Origin of the sequence: Flavobacterium agrisoli (genome assembly GCF_016522065.1) — a bacterium.
Taxonomy (GTDB): domain Bacteria; phylum Bacteroidota; class Bacteroidia; order Flavobacteriales; family Flavobacteriaceae; genus Flavobacterium; species Flavobacterium agrisoli.
This window is the reverse complement of sequence record NZ_JAEHFV010000006.1, coordinates 177,646-194,413: the sequence shown is the minus strand read 5'-3', so window position 1 is coordinate 194,413 and position 16,768 is coordinate 177,646. Positions and strand designations below refer to the sequence as shown.

The window sequence follows — 16,768 nt, the reverse complement described above, 5'->3', positions numbered from 1 at the left end:
TGGCGAAGCAATCCCAAGTTGGTTACTCCCGTTGCTGAGATTCCTACGGAATGACAAACTGTGAACTAAAAACTGTGAACTGTCAACTTTTTTTACCACTCATCAGTCCTGAAAGACGACAACGGCAAACCACCTCCGCTAAACAATTCTGCCTTTGCAAAATCTTTCCACAAAAAACGTACTGCCACAGGTTTCGCTACTTTATCCGAAGTCAACACCACTGATTTTCTGCGAACAACCGTTTTTGCTGGATAAAAAACTTTGTCTTCTCCCGCAATTTCAAAACCAACAACTTCTTTTTCAAAAGTCATGATTCCGTTTTCTACATTATCAAAAGAAACGGTAACCGAACCATCTTTAATTTCCATCGATTTGTATTTCGGACTTTCATATTCAAAGCCTTCCAAACCATAGGTTTTCGCCAATGCCCAAAAAGCCAACCGGTTTCCGCCTTTTTCTTTGTCCATTGGATGAATGTTATTTTCTTCGCCCACATCCATTAACACCGCCATTCCCGAATTCGGAATTACTGTTGAAGCCTTCAACTGTGCCTCTCTCAAATAAGCCGAATTGTATTTTTCGACATAATCCTTCGGGTGAAATTGTTTGTAATTAAACGGTGCGATTTGGCAATAATAAAACGGAAAATCACCTTGTTTCCACAAAGTTCTCCAACTGCTCACCATTTTTTGAGACAAGGCCGAATATTCCGAAGCACGTTCGTAATTCGATTCGCCTTGGTACCAAATACAACCTTTGATGCCGTAACCAATTACTGGCGACAACATTCCGTTAAATAATGTCGTAGCCACACGATTTGGATCTTTAGCTAAATCTTCTTTTGTAGTTGGAATTTTAGCACTGGCAAAATCCTTTAACATTTCCTGGTTCATCCAAGCTTCCATACTTGAACCACCATACGAAACGACAATCATTCCCACAGGAACTTGTAAAACCTCGTTTAACAACGACCCAAAATACCAAGCCGTAGCACTAAAATTAGATGTCGATTTTGGCGAAGCTACTTCCCATTTCCCTTCAAAATCTTCTTTAGGTTCTAGAACGGTCGCTCTCGGAACGGTAATCAAACGGATATTGTTATTACTAGAACGAACTATAGTTTCGTTTCCATTTTTTACTGGTTGCCCCTGAAAACCTTTCAACGGCATTTCCATATTGGATTGTCCCGAACAGAGCCAAACTTCACCAATCAACACGTTTTTGATAACTACTTTATCCTTACCTTCCACAACTTCTATCGAATAAGGACCACCAAAAGCTGGCGTTTGCAAATTGGTTTTCCATTTTCCTGAAGTATCGGCTTTTACTTTATAGGTTTTCGCATCCCATGAAGTTATGATAACCACATTGGCATTCTTTTCTGCCCATCCCCAAATGGGTGCGTTTGATTTTTGTTGTAACATCATATTGTCGGTAAACAAGGCCGGGAGTTTGATTTTGGCGTTGATTTGAAAAGTTGCTAAAAAGGCTAAAATTCCTAAACCAAATTGCTGTATTTTTTTCATAAAATCTATATTACACTTCGTATTATTCTATTTGTCAGTTCGAGCGCAGTCGAGAACCTATTATCTGCATCTCGACTGCGCTCGATGTGACAAAAAAATCATCTTATTAATTCTCTTTTACAATCTTAATCGGTCCCAATAAACCTGCCTTCAACAAAGGTCTTCCCTCCAATCGATAGCGCGCCAAAGTCCAAGTCAATCGCTCTTTTTTGGGTAATTTTTGGTCGCCCATCAAACGGTTTGCCCAAGTGTTTGTCACTTTAATTTCGATGATATTATTTCCTTTTTTTAAAGCAGATGTAATTTGCGTTTGATACGGAAATGTCCAAATGGTACCACAATCTATGCCATTAATTTTAACTTCGGCGATGTTGGCAATTTCTCCTAAATCAATCCAAACTTTCTCGCCTTTTTTCCCTTTCCATTTGAATGCTGACGTGTAAACCGCAGTTCCCGAATAATACTTGATAGCTTCATTTTTTGAAGTTGACCAATCGAATAATTTTGTGATTTTCTGCATTTCTTTCGGACCATTGAAAGTTTCGTCAAATTGCAAATTCCAGTTTTCATCTAAAGTTTGAACCGTTTCAAATTCACTCCAATTTTTAGCTTTTTCCGCTACTTTTGAATTTAAATCTTCTTTAAAAATCACAAAACCGGATTCGTTAGCATCTAATTGAATCGGAATTACAGTTCTTCCCTTTTCGATTACAAAATCTGTTAAAACGGTACTTTCATCCGTCACGGGATTGTACCAAAATGGTTTTTTATTTACAATTCTAAACGAAATTTTCACCGTTCGATTTTCTTCTTTTTGATTCGAAATAAAATACAAATCTTCAGTTTCCGATTGACGGTGTGTCCACGCAAAAGTCTCTACTTCTTTTCTGCTCAAATCCGGAAAAAGCACATCAGGCTGAATCCCAATTTCGGTAAAATCATTTCCTAAATACGGTAATTTTATAACCGTTCCTTGACCAATTTTCCATTTTGATTTGTTTGAAGTAATCCAAATTGCATCAATTACTTTTTGCCATTTTGCCTTCAATTCTTCTGATTGATTGCCAAGCATTATTTCGGGTTTTTCACCCACCAAAACCGTTGCACCGTGCTGAATCAATTGCAGAATTTTTTCGGCAGTAACCAAAGTCATCACTTTGTTTGGTGCTAATTTATGAACGCCCGGAAACAACAAAGCACCGTACTGAATTCCGTTTTCAAAAGTGACTTTTCCGTTTACTACTTTGGCTTTGTTCAGCAACACATCAGCATTAAACGAATCATACTGATAACCATTTAACGGATTAATCCATTGTGATAAATCGGTTACATTTTTAGAATAGGTTACCTCTTTTGGCATATTCGCCGAAGGTTGCCCTTCATTTTCCAAACGGATTTTCTCGCTTTCCAATCGTGCTGCCCCAAAAACATTCGGAATAAAAGGCACTAATCTGTCCGGGACAAACGAACGTGAAGGTAAATCTTCACCAATGAAAACCGCCAAATCAACCACGGGATTTCCTTTTTGCAATTGCAATTGTACGCGTTGGCAATAATCAAAAAATGCTCTTCCGGGTTTCCACCAGGTTTGATCTCTTTGGAAAAAAGTTCCGATATCATCCAAAGTCATTCCCGGTTTTCTGTCCGTCCACGGATTATGTACAAAAACGTGGTAAAACAAACGATTGATTCCCAATGCATAATTACGGTCGGCAACTGTTTTTAAATTTCCGGGATGTTCATCCCAATCCATTCGCAAAGCCGTAAAAGCCTCGGCCTGTATGATATTTTTTCCGTAAATATGACCACCAGAAATAGCATCAACCATATCAAAAGGTTTGTCGTGCGTTGGGCTTTTCAGCCAAAATTCGCCACCCGGATAATCCACATATTTAAAATGCAACAAAGCATCACTCATCATTGTAGGCGCTACATTTTCGGAACTGAATTTTACATTTGATTTTTTGGCAATATCGGCAACCGTTCCGTAGAAATTCTCCGCAACCAATTCGGATATCGTTTTCCGAACATCGTACAAAACGTTTTCTGAAAACTGTACATTTTCAATTGGAATTCCGGCTAAAACAGGCAAATAATCTACAATGTCGTAACCACGTCTTTTTTGAAATTCACTTCTAAAAACATCCGACCAATTCTGGCTTCCACATTCCCAACTGTCTAAATGTAAAATTTTCAACACTTTCGAAGCCAACTCCGGTCCCGCTGTTCTTTCAGCTTCTCCAAACCAATGATCGAGTTGAAAACGTATGTATTCGGGATTGAATTTATCCACTTCCAAACCTTTTCCGGCTCCGCCTGTTGCATTTTCGTGTCCAGTAGAAGTGTGCCCCATTCTAAGTATTTTCCAGTTTCCTTTGGGTGCTTTCCAATTTAATTTTCCGTCGGCATCAACAAATTGGGAAATATTGACGATTGCCTTTTTGGAAGCTACATCCGCATCGGGAATTTCAGCCGTAGTTGTAAACGGACTCAAACGCCAAATAGCTCCGGATTTACCTTGGAAATTTCCAATCGTAGCCAGACTAGAAAGCGTAATTTTACTCACTTTCAAACTCGATTGTTTCCATTTGGCAAAATCCAAATCTTCGGCTCCCGGTTCGGTTCCATTTAAATCTAAAACGAAACGGAAGTATTTTGCTGTAATCGGTTTTAGGCTAAAAGTGGTTCCATAATCTGTATTTTGCCAGCCTTGACGCGGTGGTTGCAATCGCTGATGAAAAGTGAAATTTTTTCCATCATTACTGGTTTCGATAATCATTCGCTGTGCCTGAAAATCCAAACCTTTGGTTTCAACTGTAATCGTTCGGCATAAAAAAGGCTTACTGAATTCGTATAAAATCCAGCCTTTCTCTGCAATTTTAAGATTTCCATCTTTCTTAGAATCCGCTAAAAAAGAAGCTTCTTCATTATTGGAAGTCGTTACTTTAGGCAATAAAAAATTCGAATTTTGCTCGAAATCTTTAATCGGAATCGCAAAAGTAGCAATGTCTTTATAGTAGTCTTTATAATGTTCAGGTGTAGGTAAATTCAAAGAAATTGATTTTCCACCCGTGATTTCTTTGGATGACCAAACCACTTTTTGCATAGACTTTTCAGGCGTAATCCAAGGACCTCCAGCTACAGCAAAACCATCGGCCGCGTGAAAAGCCAGTTTTAATCCCAAACGATCCGCTTCGATAAAAGCCCATTTGATCATATCCCAAAACTCGGGAGATAATTGCAATACGGGTGGCGAAATCAAGGGCGGATCTGCTGGCCCTTTAATTGTCATCAAATAAGCGCCTGCCAATCCAGCCTGTTTCATGGCTTCTAAATCGGCGGTAATTCCGGCTTTGGAATAGGCCGATTTCATCCAATACCAATACACCCATGATTTTGAGGATTCGAGTGTGGGTTGAAAAGAGGTATTTTCTTTTTCATGAATTCCCTGTGCGGAAACGAATCCCGCAAAAAGTATGATGAAAAAGAAGCTTATTTTTTTAAACATTATTATTCATTTTTAATCTGCTTGATCTGCTAAATCTGCGGGGAAAAATTCTCTCTCGCAGATTTAGCAGATTCGGCAGATTTTTTTTTATTCTATTACTATTTAAGTTTCTTCAAATTTTCTTCCAATCCATTTTTGCTTTCGCTAAACGGAATCAAATAGAAACTATACTTATAATCTTTTGCCTTAATTTGGTATTGCTTTAAAGGTGCTGATACAGGCGACCAACTGTCATTTCCACCCACACCCATTTGCAACAAATCGATATTTAAAGTGATATAACCCGGATCATCTAATTCGTACGTGCGTTTTGCCGAATTCATATTTTCCTGCGTAAATGGCCAGGCACTTGTCTGCAAAAATTGATCTTTATGCGCAATCAACAATCCTTTATTTTGATTTGGAGTTGACAATGCCATCCAGCGTACTTCCATTCTGTTTCCGTTTTCTTGCGGTTTCAAATACGGCTCGATGAATTTGTCAATCGGCAACGAATAACGCCCAACTGTAAATCCGAAACTTCTGTCCCAATAATTTTCCAACTCCCCTTTTCCGTACCACGAAATTTGGCTGAATTGTTTTTGAACTCCCATTTGCATTCCCACTTTTGGAATATTTGGCAATGGTTTTTCTACTTTTAATTGGTAATCTACCTGAATCGTTCCGTTAGACTGAATCAAATAATCCACACGGACAGAAGCCGAATCTTTCACCACTTCGTAATCACTGCTGATTTTGATTTGGCTGCCATTAGTTTCCGAAGTCATTTTTCGCAACTTCGGTACAGCATTGTACCATTGTTTCAACAACTTGTTTGGTTTCCAGCCTTTTTTATCATTATCCGTTAACGGACGAGTGAAATTAGGCAATAACGGCGCAAAAACCTGTTGTTCTTTTTTGTACAAATACGAAGATAAAGCGCCATTTTTCTTGTCGATTGTAATTTCGAAATCAGCTCCTGAAACTTTATAATTAGCTTCCGATTCAGCCAATTTTGCAGTTCCTTTTGAAGACAATTCGATGTTGTTTCCTTTTTGCAACAAAAACTGATCTTGTGAAACAGCCCATCCTTTTGAAGCCCAAAATTCGTCTTTGGCTAATTGGAATTCGATATTCAAGAAATACTCGGCTCCGTTTTTAAACTTCGGAAGGTATTTTTTTACATTCAAAGAATAATCACTTCCGGCAGAAATATCAATCGGTTTTAGAACTTCGGTTTTAATTACAATTCCATTTTCCAAAACTTTAATTACCGGAATAAAATCAGCTAAATTTTGAACAATCGAACGATTATGAATTTTCAGAACGGAATTATTTTCTAAAGTAGAAACAGCAGGCTGATAAATCCATTTGTTTTCATACATCGCAGCTTTTGGACGACCATCTGCCGAAACCATTCCGTTGATATTGAAATTTCCGTCATGTTTTTTCTCTCCAAAATCACCACCATAACCAAAATATTCTCTACCGGTTTTGGCATCTTTTCGAAGCATTCCCTGATCTTTCAAATCCCAAATACAACCTCCAATTATGCGAGGCGTATTGCGAAATTCATCCCATAATTCTTTCAGATTTCCAGTTGAATTCCCCATCGAATGCGCATATTCTACAAACAAAATCGGACGTGTATCTTTCTTTTGATCCACCAAAAATTTAGGAGTGAAAACACCCGGATAAAAACGGCTTACCATATCTACATAAGGTTCGTCCTGCGGGTTTTCGAAACGGTGCGAATGATCAACCGTTTTTGGGTAACGCGGATCTAAAGGATCGATGTAACCGTCCAATCTCGGATTTCCTTGTGCCGGTTCGTAATGCACCGGACGTGTAATATCATAATCGTGCACCCAGCCAGCCATTGCAGAATGGTTCGGGCCTTTTCCGGCTTCGTTACCCAAACTCCACATTACCACACTTGGGTGGTTTTTATCTCTTTCTACCATTCGGGTCATTCGATCCAAATAGGCTCCAGTCCAGGTTTGATCGTTACTCAAAAAACCTCCCAATCCGTGAGTTTCCAAATTGGCTTCGTCCATCACCATCAAGCCGTATTTATCGCATAATTCGTAGAAATACGGATCATCTGGAAAATGGGCAGTTCGCACAAAATTGAAATTGAATTTTTTCATCAATTTTACATCTTCTTCCAAATCCTGATGATTTACGGCTTCTCCACGTGACGGATGATGTCCGTGATGATTGACTCCGTAGACATAGGTTTCTTTTCCGTTGATGAGCATTTTACCGTTCGCCTTGGCGAATTCAATAGAACGGAAACCAATTTTTGATGTTTTTACTTCGCTGATACTTCCATCAGGATTTTTGAGCGTCATGACCAAAGTGTACAAATTTGGCTTTTCGGCACTCCATTTTAACGGATTTTTGATCGTTTCTTCAAAAAATCCAAAACGTACTTTGTCCAAACGTGGCGATACTTCGCTGATGATATCAATGGCTTTTCGAACCAATGGTTTTTCAAACAAAGGTTTGTGATTGGCATCATATAATTGCACTTCGAAAGTGTGATTTTTAATGGTATCCCCAGTCAAATTATCCAAACGTGGACGTAATTGAAACACTGCATCTTTGTATTCTTTATCTAATTTGGTTTGCACAAAAAAGTCTTGAATACGCAACTTTGGCTCTGCCATAATGTACACTTCACGCTGGATTCCACTCAAACGCCAATGGTCCTGATCTTCTAAATACGAGCCATCACTGTAACGGAACACACGAACCGAAAGAATATTTTCGCCCTTTTGCAAATACGGTGTAATATTAAATTCAGACGAGTTGAAACTGTCTTCACCATAACCCAAAAATTTGCCATTAAGCCATACCTGAAAAGCCGAACTTACACCTCCAAAATGAAGCGAAACGGTCATTCCGTCCCAATTAGCTGGAACGGTAAATTTGCGTTGATACGAACCTACAGGATTATCGTCTTGAGGAACATAAGGAGGATTTACGGGGCGGAACGAATACACAGCACTTTTATAAATTGCCTGCCCGTACCCTTGCATTTCCCAATTGGATGGCACTGGAATTTTATTCCATCCTTTGACTTCTGATTTGTAAAAATCTTGTGGAGCTTCCTGAAGATTTTTAGCGAATGAAAAATTCCAATCGCCATTCAAAATCTGAATTCTACTTTTCATTCGGTTACCTGCAAGAGCATCGGCTACGCTAGCATACGAATAACCTGTAGCACGAGCCGGCTGACGGTTTATTCCTGAAAGCATAGGATTCTCCCAAGGCGTATCAGCATAAACTTGAGCCAAACGAGGCACTCCGGCAGGTTCTCCTGTTACTAGTTGTGCGTTTACTCCATAAGTTGTAAATAGTAAAACACAAAATGTAAATACTATTTTAGGAGTCCAAAATCGAAACTTAGAAAAGTGATTTATTTGAATTGACTTGAACATTCTATTATTTTTAGTGTTTTTTGTCATTCCGTAGGAATCCCAAGTTAGTTACTCACGTTGCGTGAGATTCCTCCGGAATGACAAACTGTGTCTTTATTATTTTATGTGTACACGACCTAACAGGTTTTCAAAACCTGTTAGCTCTGACAGATTCTTAATTTTTTTATTTCTTCTCTTTTTTAACCTGTGGCGCAACAAAATTCATTTCGCTTTTCCCTAAATCTTTTGAAGTCGCCACGGCAATTCCTCTTTGTTCTGCTTTGTTAACTGCGCAGTAAAAATGATAAACCACGCCATCGTGTTTTACCACAAAAGATTTATGTGCAAACCTATTATCGTAAGGTTCTGAAGATTCAATTAAGTTGTCACCTTTCCACTCTTTCCAGTTCACTAAATCATTCGAAACGGCAAAACGATTGAAGGCTCCTTGATTCCAATCTCTCCAAAAAGCACCAAAATAAAACATCACCCAAGTGTCATTGATTCGCTGAATATAAGCATCTCCTGTGATTCCTCGGTGGTGATTCAACAATGGTTTTTTACCGTAACGTTTCCATGTTTTCATATCATTTGAAACCGCCATACCAATGCGTTCAGCACCTTTTGCCGGATTCAAACTATCGCCACGGGCGTTGTAATACATGATGAATTTACTTCCCGTAATGCGTTCTTTATCTTCAATAACCGAATTTTTATACATCGTGCTGTTATCCCAAAAACTTGCATCTTTATCTTTTGGTGTCAAAACCGGTTTTGGCAAACGTTCAAATTCGTGGGCTTTAGTTGGTGCTTCTTTGGTATAAGCCATTCCGATGGATAAAACTCCAGCTTCATAACCTGTCGTGTTTCCACCAAAATAACTCATCCAGTATTTATCATCGTATTTTTTCCATTCGTACGAACCGCCCCAAGTGTAATCCTGCAATGCAATGTAACCTGCTTTTTGGTTCACATCCCATTCTTTTTCATCTTTAGAAAAAGACATTACTTTTCCTAAATGTTTCCAATTTAATAAATCATCGCTTTCGGCCAGCCAAGTTTCATAACCACGTCCGTCGTAAATTAAATACGTCATGAACCATTTCCCATCTTTACGAAAAACCGAAGGGCAGTCCATTTTATAGGAATTGTCCGTTGGCACCATTACCAAACCGTATTTGTATGGCGTTTTTATTTCGTTGTAAATTTCGTTCATCACGGCATCGTTGATGTCACGCTTTTTGTAATGGGTGGCACAACTGGCGATAAGAAACAATGCAACAGCTATTAATAAATATTTGATTCTCATTTTGTTTTGTATATTTTTTTGGCACGCAGTCCCGATAGCTATCGGGAGCAGATCGAGCAGATTTCTCTATACTCTTGTTTCTTGCCTCTATTTTCTATATTCTCTTTTCTATTCTCTTTACTCTACTTCAAATCCTTCAAACGTTGTTCCATAACCTCTCGATCCAATTTTACTTTCACCATTCCAGTTGGATGGAATCTTCTTTTTAGATCGATAGCATTGTAAACAATAGTGTATTCGTCATTCCCTTCCGGAATCAAACACAAAGGCGTACGCATGATGTCCCACCATTTTTTGACTTTGGTTTCGATAGGAATATAACGTGCTTCCGACCAATTTACACCATCTTTTGAAAGTGTGTAACCGATCATATTGGGTAAATGATGCCCCCAGCCTTCAGGACCTCCATCAAAAATGGCAATGTACAAACCGTTTGGCAACTGACTCACAATCGGGTTTTCTACAAATTGCGGATGTATTGTTTTTATTGGTTCTAAACCTTTATTTAAGCGTGACCAAGGTCCTTCCAGACTTTTTGATTCAGCCAAAGCCACAAACCAGCCTTTTCCAGATTTTTTAGGATAATCTGCCCAAGATTCAAATGGATAAGCTCCCGAATAAAATCCGAAGAATTTATCGCCCACCTGATACGGAAAAAACGAAGCCACACCCTGACGGCCTTCCCAAGGTTGAGAATCCAATCCGGGTTCCATAATAATGCCCATATCTTTGTAAGGCCCTCCAATTCCGTCGATTCCTTCTACCGTTGACTCACAACGCCAAATTCTTCCAAAAGAATGATTCGGCTCTATTTCTTTGTGAACCGTATAGGCCAAATAATAACCGTACCATTTATTTGTTTTTTCATTAAAAACAGGCATATACGACCAAATTGCAGCACGACGATCATTCATTGGGTTATCATCTTCGGTGATGGCATACACTCCGCTGGCTTGATAAATAGTGGATTCTCTTTTCCAATGAATAGCATCTTTACTGGTCCAATGTCCGATTTTAGTTTTTACACGATCGTAATAATAGTCCACTCCTTTTTCACCAGCACGTTCTGTTGGGAACATGTGATACGTATCTTTTATTTTTACCACACGACCGCCTTCAAAACCGCCCTGAATTCCTTCTGTTCCGGACATTCCTTCATCAATTACCGGAGCATCTTGTCCTCCAATAACTTTAAAAAGTGGTTTTTCATCAGAGAAATCTTCAATGATATATGGGAATTTCCATTCTCTTCCGTCTAACATTTTAGCATCTGTCTGAACCAATGAATTCGCATTATTTAAGGCTCCCAATACCATAAATAATCCTTTTTGATTTGGTAAAATGGTTTGTATCCCTTTTTTAAAATCCAAAGCATAAACATCAACAGCAGGAAGTCCGGTTACGGTAACTCCATTTTGGATAACCAACTGTGCATTCCCTAATTGATTCGGTTGTAAATAATCGGCTGAAGTATCTTTAAAAACTCCGATTAACAATTTTGAAGGATGCGAAAAGTTTAATTTCAAAGCATCATGAGACCCGTTTTTATAACTTCCCAGTGGAAGCCGAACTGCTTTAAGACCTTTTAGTTCCGGAGCAAATCCGACAATATTGTGTTTACTTTCCGAGAAAACATGGGCATATTGTTGCACAGTATAAGTCTGCCTTTTTTTTGTAACGACAGTGTAAGAAACGGGTTTTAAAGATGTATTTTGTGCAAAAATGGAAAACTGAACGCCTAAAACGAACAAAAACAGGCTGAATATTGATTTAATTTTTCGCATTATTATTTATGAATAATTAAGGATTTTATCAACCCTTTCAGAGTTCTAAACTCTGAAAGGGTTACTTAAACAATTAGATTGCTTTATAAGTTATTTTATATTCTACATTTGGTTTCACAATTAACTGGTATTTGTTTTTAGCCAATTCTGTAATTGTTCCTGAATTTGTTTTTGGTTTCGATTTACTTTCGATAATCAATTTTCCTTCGCCTTCGGCAGATTTTACTTTGATTTCTGATTTACTAACGTACAAATCAACTTCGCCTTTTGGTGTAGGTACTTTTCCTTCCATCCATTCCAATCCGCCTAAATTCGGTTTGATTTCATATTCGGCATAGCCCGGAGCTGTTGGTTTTACACCCAAATAATATTTTCCTAATAAATAAATCGGACTTGCTCCCCAAGCGTGGCAAAGGCTTTTTCCGTAAGGGCGACCATACATTGTTAAATGCTCTGTTCCTTTTTTGTTGGGTCTGTATTCTTCCCAGAAAGAGGTTGCGCCTTCATTTAACATTCCGCCCCAATAATCTTTCATTTCTTTCAACACATAATTTTGTTCACCCATTGCACATAAGGCTTCCAACTCATAAAAACGCATATAGGGAGTTGTAATTTGAAGAACATCTTTATTCAGTAACACCTTATTTTTTACACTTTGTTTTTGTTCTTCATTAAAATAATTGAAGAAAATACCAAACATATTTGCGTATCGGGTTACAATATTTTGGATTACGCCGTCGATACGCTGGTGTTTCATCACGTTCTCTTTTTTATCCCAAAACACATCAAAAAGCTTGGTTTTTAAATCTGCTCCTAACTTTTGATATTGTTTTTGATCATCCTTTTCACCAGCAATTTCAGCACTAACAGCCATGGCCTCCAAACTTCTTGCCAAAAGCATTTGCTCAAAACTAACCTCGCCGGTTTTAGGCAATCCATCTGCCCAATCAATAAAAACCCAATCCCCTTCTAATGGTTCTAAGAATCCGTTTTTGTTTCTTCTTTCTAAACAGAAATCCATTAATGATTTCATTCTTGGATAAAAAGTTTTAATGAATTTCGTATCGCCTGTGTGTAAATAATAATCGTAAACACCCACAAACCAATACAGCGAATAATCCATGATGATATTGACATGCGCCGTCACAGGATCTTTACCACGCAAAGCCAATAACGTTCGTTCTACAGATGGCGAATCAAAGAATAAATAATAATTCATTAAATAACTTTGATACGCATCGCCTGACCAAACCCAGCGGTCACGTTTTATTCCATCAATAAAAAATTCGCGGGAAGTTAAATGCATCGTGTAAGCCGATACATCCCAAATTTGATTCAATTGTTTGTCCGAAGATTTGAATGCCCCTCGATAATCCAATGGTAAATATTCATACAACATCGAAATCGAATCGTATTTTACACCCGCATCTGCCTGCACCTGAACATAACGGAAGGCTTTCGAACCATCGTGTGTATACGTTTCAGATTGTTTTCCATCAAAAGATAAATGGTCTAAAGTTTCGCACTTGGCAGAATCCAAAGCTTCTTCACGAGATTCTCCATAGTACAATGCTAGTTTTCCTTTTCCTTTTAAACCGTGAATTTTGATATAACCAAAGGTTTCTTTTCCAAAATCGATTAACTGACCAGCTCCTATTTTCTCCGTTTTTTTGGCGCTCATAGGTTTGGTTGTTAGTTTGAATTCGGAAGGCTTGCGCTTTGGTGAATCAAAATTCCAAGAACCAACAGGTACCCAAGGCGTACCGGATTGTTGTGCTTTTCCCGTTTCATCAATCCAAAGTTTATCTTCGTTAGTTACTTTCCAGGAAGCGTCCGATTTCACGTATTTACCTTCAATATAAATAGCTGGTAACACTTCCTGATTATACACTTTAAAGGAAATTTTGTGTTTTCCGGCAGGAACTGTAATTGATTTTGGCTGTCCGTAAATCTGAACACCATCTAAAAGTAATTGAAAAGGGCCTTCTGAGAATATTTTTACCTCATCTGGTTTTGGAATATCTACTTCAGTTTGAAAAGTAACCAAAGCATACGGACTGTAATATTGCCAAAGCGGTGGAAATACGGCTTCGCGTTCTGTACGCCTTACCTGCATTTTATTGCTTAACCAAATTTCGAAATCCCCTGGATACCAAATCCAGGTGGCTGGTTTGGTTTCCTGAGCCTGAACAGAACAAACTGGAGCTAAGAAAGTAAAAAAGGCAATAAAAAACACCACCTTTAAAAAGGAGTTACGAAAACGGTTTAGCATAGTTAGTTAATTTGAGCGCTAAAGATAAGTGTTATTTTTACATTTTACAACTTCACTTTTTTTAGTTTTGAAAAATAAGTCAGTAAAAAATTAATTATTAAGACTTTATATTTTAAAATATTTGCAATATCATAAAATTAAAAAAGGCCGCTTCATTTCTGAAACAGCCTTTTCTACTCTTTATTTTACGAACTTAGGGTAATATCCTATTTAAGATTTTTTGGATATCGGTTTTTAATTCGATTAATTCATTTTGACTCAAATTTAGTTTTTCCTGAATTTTACTCGGAATCTCGCAAGCTTTAGTTTTTAGCTGTTTTCCGGCTTCATCCAAGAAAATCTCCACTACTCTTTCGTCTTCTTTTTTTCGTTTTCTGCTTATAAACTTTTTATTTTCAAGCCTTTTTAGCAGCGGTGTTAACGTGCCACTATCGAGATACAACTTTTCGCCAATTTGATTTACTGTTTGCCCGTCTTGTTCCCAAAGCACCATTAAAACCAAATATTGCGAATAAGTAATATCCAACTCATCTAAAAAAGGTCGGTACAAACCCGTAATTTCTTTGGCAATTGCATAAAGCGGAAAGCAAAGTTGTTGATTCAGTTGTAACGATTTTGAATTTTCCATGAGTTAGAAATGAGAAACTATTCGAAATTATTTTTTAGTGATGATGAATTCCTCCATCGGAATTCTGACTTTTTTCATGTGTGAAAGCCAATCGTTGGCCTCGTCGCGATAACCTAAATACAAAAGAGAAACGCTTTTTAAACCTAATTCGTTTAGATTTAAAATTTCATCAACAGCTTCATTACTAAACCCTTCGGCTGGAGTACTGTCAATTTTTAATTCGGCAGCCTGTGCCATAGCCAAACCAAGTGCTATGTATGTTTGTCGGGCCGTGTGTGCAAAATGTTCTTCGGGCGTTTGAGCGCCGTATATTTCTTTAATTTTATCGGTATAACTGCTAAAACGACCTCTTGGTAATTCGCGTACATCGGTATGCAAATCGTAAACTTTATCAATTTTTTCGGGAGTGTAGCTGTCCCAAGCCGCAAAAACCAAAACATGTGAACAATCGCGCATTACCTCTGGATTTAAAGCGCCTTGCACCATTTTTTCTTTCAGTTCTTGATTTTCGACTACAATAACACGAAAAGGTTGCAAGCCCGAAGAAGTTGGCGCCAATCGTGCCGACTCTAAAATTTTAAACAAATCTGCTTCTGTTATTTTTTTGGTTGCATCGTATGCTTTAACTGCGTGTCTCCAGTTTAAATCGTCAAGTAAGGCCATTTTTATTTTTTTTAATTAAATACTATTTTATTTGATTACAAAATTACGACACAATTATATTGTACACAATTTAATTGCGTTAAAGTTGTTTTAAAGAATTTATATTATATTCAAAAAAAACTCAATCAAAATCTAATGATTTTGATTGAGTTTCAAAAATTGGTAACCTAATTAAATTTAATCAATCATTTCCCAATCGCCTAATTTAAAGCTTTTATCAAAAAATGGTTCTGTTGGTCCGTATAGTCTGAAATATACAAACCAACCATCATCACCAACTGTTTTCATATAATTAGACTCAAACCCTTTCGGTGCTTTGGCTCCAACATAAATATCTACAGATCCATCTTTATTTTTCTTTAATTGTTCGCTTCTGCTTCCTAATGTAGCGGCTTTTAAATCAGTCCCTCCATTATCGTAAGGTCTTCTGGTATTTTCGCTATAAAGTGTAACCGACCAAAATTGTTTTACAGGAACATTTGCTGGAACGTGTAATTTATACGTTTTATCCGCTCTTAATAAATTTCCGTTTTTATCTCTTTTGCTCGTCATATACACTTGACCTGCGCCAACTGGAGGATTAACCATTCCTTTAGAACTGTATACCGCTTCGTAAAACCAAGTCGTTCTTTCATCAATTTCTAAACGCTTATCCGTTTCCTGTTCGACTGTAAAATCAAAACTTTTGTACCAAGAAGTTCCTTTCCACCATGGTTCTGCAAAGCGAGGATTAACTTGTAAATTTCGGCACATTAATTCGCCCATGGCCGCACCTTTAAGTAAAATTGTTTTTTGTGCTTCGGTTGGATTAAACGGTTTTCCTTTTTCAATTCCCAAAGGCATCAACATCGAAGGCCAAACTTTATCAATTTCACGAATTGGTTCGTTGTTTAAAATCTGAGAAAGACTTTTCCAATACTCCAAACCTCTTGGGGCAGTACCGCTCCATTCCACATCTTTATTTTCAATGTAATTGAATGGTTTTTGGGCTTCACCAACATGACCCATTGTAAATTCTTTTTTGAATTTATTATAATATTCTGGACTTGGATCCAAGATTCGTAGTGCGATTACTAAAAAGTTAGAAACACTTTGCAATGTATAGGTATTAGGCTTTTCGTATTTTTTAATATCGTCTTCAGGCCCTACAATAATAAAAGTACCTCCTTGCGCTTTTTCTGGACCTGTTTGACCAATATCGGTAACGGTGCGTTGCCAAATATCAAGTAATCCACTTGCAGTTGCTCCGGCTGGGTAATGAAACTCAACTGGCCCTTTTTTCAAATCTACATAACCAAACATATAGGGAGTGGTTAAATTTCCAGTAACAATTCCTCTTTTTTCTTTAAGTGATTTTAACACTACGATATCATGCTCCGTAGTTAAGCCGTATTTTTCTCGTAAGGCATTTTGTTGCGTCACCACACTTACCATTGGCATACTCCAAACATAACTTTGACAGGCACGCTGATAGTCCATTTCGCTAAAAATTTTATTCGAACTTTCGGTATCAAAATAATTATCAACGAGTTTAATATCACCAAAAGAAGTTTCGATTGTTTCGTCTCCTTTTAAAGTGGCTTTTTCTAAAGGTACTTTACTACTTTGCGCCTGAGCACTTACAGTCATTATACCTGTAAGCAAACCTAAAAAAATTGTTTTTTTCATAATGGT

General features: G+C 37.7%; 9 protein-coding genes. All 9 read right to left on the bottom strand.

Annotation, left to right across the window (positions count from 1 at the left end):
• Window positions 1-92 precede the first annotated feature (92 nt).
• Window positions 93-1,526, bottom strand: coding sequence for a sialate O-acetylesterase (locus I5M07_RS13680; RefSeq protein WP_200107011.1), 1,434 nt, complete (start codon window positions 1,524-1,526; stop codon window positions 93-95).
• Window positions 1,527-1,632: 106 nt separating this feature from the next.
• Window positions 1,633-5,034: a glycosyl hydrolase gene (locus I5M07_RS13675; RefSeq protein ID WP_200107010.1), complete on the bottom strand. Its 3,402-nt coding sequence runs from the start codon at window positions 5,032-5,034 to the stop codon at window positions 1,633-1,635.
• 98 nt (window positions 5,035-5,132) lie between these two features.
• The gene (locus I5M07_RS13670) at window positions 5,133-8,459 is read right to left on the bottom strand and encodes a glycoside hydrolase family 2 TIM barrel-domain containing protein (protein WP_200107009.1); all 3,327 of its coding nucleotides are present in this window, start codon (window positions 8,457-8,459) and stop codon (window positions 5,133-5,135) included.
• A 163-nt stretch (window positions 8,460-8,622) separates the two neighbouring features.
• Window positions 8,623-9,747 (bottom strand): glycoside hydrolase family protein, encoded by a 1,125-nt coding sequence (locus tag I5M07_RS13665; RefSeq protein ID WP_200107008.1) that lies wholly within the window; start codon window positions 9,745-9,747, stop codon window positions 8,623-8,625.
• Window positions 9,748-9,869: 122 nt separating this feature from the next.
• Window positions 9,870-11,531, bottom strand: coding sequence for a glycoside hydrolase family protein (locus tag I5M07_RS13660; RefSeq protein WP_200107007.1), 1,662 nt, complete (start codon window positions 11,529-11,531; stop codon window positions 9,870-9,872).
• Window positions 11,532-11,604: 73 nt separating this feature from the next.
• Window positions 11,605-13,803: an alpha-L-rhamnosidase-related protein gene (locus tag I5M07_RS13655; protein ID WP_200107006.1), complete on the bottom strand. Its 2,199-nt coding sequence runs from the start codon at window positions 13,801-13,803 to the stop codon at window positions 11,605-11,607.
• Window positions 13,804-13,996: 193 nt separating this feature from the next.
• Window positions 13,997-14,431 carry a MarR family winged helix-turn-helix transcriptional regulator gene (locus tag I5M07_RS13650; protein WP_200107005.1) on the bottom strand — a complete coding sequence of 145 codons (435 nt, stop codon included), beginning with the start codon at window positions 14,429-14,431 and terminating at the stop codon, window positions 13,997-13,999.
• Between the two features lie 27 nt (window positions 14,432-14,458).
• On the bottom strand, window positions 14,459-15,094 hold the full coding sequence (locus I5M07_RS13645; RefSeq protein ID WP_200107004.1) for an NAD(P)H-dependent oxidoreductase: 636 nt from the start codon (window positions 15,092-15,094) through the stop codon (window positions 14,459-14,461).
• Between the two features lie 177 nt (window positions 15,095-15,271).
• Window positions 15,272-16,762: a DUF1254 domain-containing protein gene (locus tag I5M07_RS13640; protein WP_200107003.1), complete on the bottom strand. Its 1,491-nt coding sequence runs from the start codon at window positions 16,760-16,762 to the stop codon at window positions 15,272-15,274.
• Window positions 16,763-16,768 lie beyond the last annotated feature (6 nt).

What these genes read in the sequence shown, in the direction of transcription:
- I5M07_RS13655 (WP_200107006.1), bottom strand. Translation starts at nt 13,803, where the DNA reads ATGCTAAACCGTTTTCGTAACTCCTTTTTAAAGGTGGTGTTTTTTATT.
- I5M07_RS13670 (WP_200107009.1), bottom strand. Translation starts at nt 8,459, where the DNA reads ATGTTCAAGTCAATTCAAATAAATCACTTTTCTAAGTTTCGATTTTGG.
- I5M07_RS13640 (WP_200107003.1), bottom strand. Translation starts at nt 16,762, where the DNA reads ATGAAAAAAACAATTTTTTTAGGTTTGCTTACAGGTATAATGACTGTA.
- I5M07_RS13660 (WP_200107007.1), bottom strand. Translation starts at nt 11,531, where the DNA reads ATGCGAAAAATTAAATCAATATTCAGCCTGTTTTTGTTCGTTTTAGGC.
- I5M07_RS13675 (WP_200107010.1), bottom strand. Translation starts at nt 5,034, where the DNA reads ATGTTTAAAAAAATAAGCTTCTTTTTCATCATACTTTTTGCGGGATTC.
- I5M07_RS13665 (WP_200107008.1), bottom strand. Translation starts at nt 9,747, where the DNA reads ATGAGAATCAAATATTTATTAATAGCTGTTGCATTGTTTCTTATCGCC.
- I5M07_RS13680 (WP_200107011.1), bottom strand. Translation starts at nt 1,526, where the DNA reads ATGAAAAAAATACAGCAATTTGGTTTAGGAATTTTAGCCTTTTTAGCA.
- I5M07_RS13645 (WP_200107004.1), bottom strand. Translation starts at nt 15,094, where the DNA reads ATGGCCTTACTTGACGATTTAAACTGGAGACACGCAGTTAAAGCATAC.
- I5M07_RS13650 (WP_200107005.1), bottom strand. Translation starts at nt 14,431, where the DNA reads ATGGAAAATTCAAAATCGTTACAACTGAATCAACAACTTTGCTTTCCG.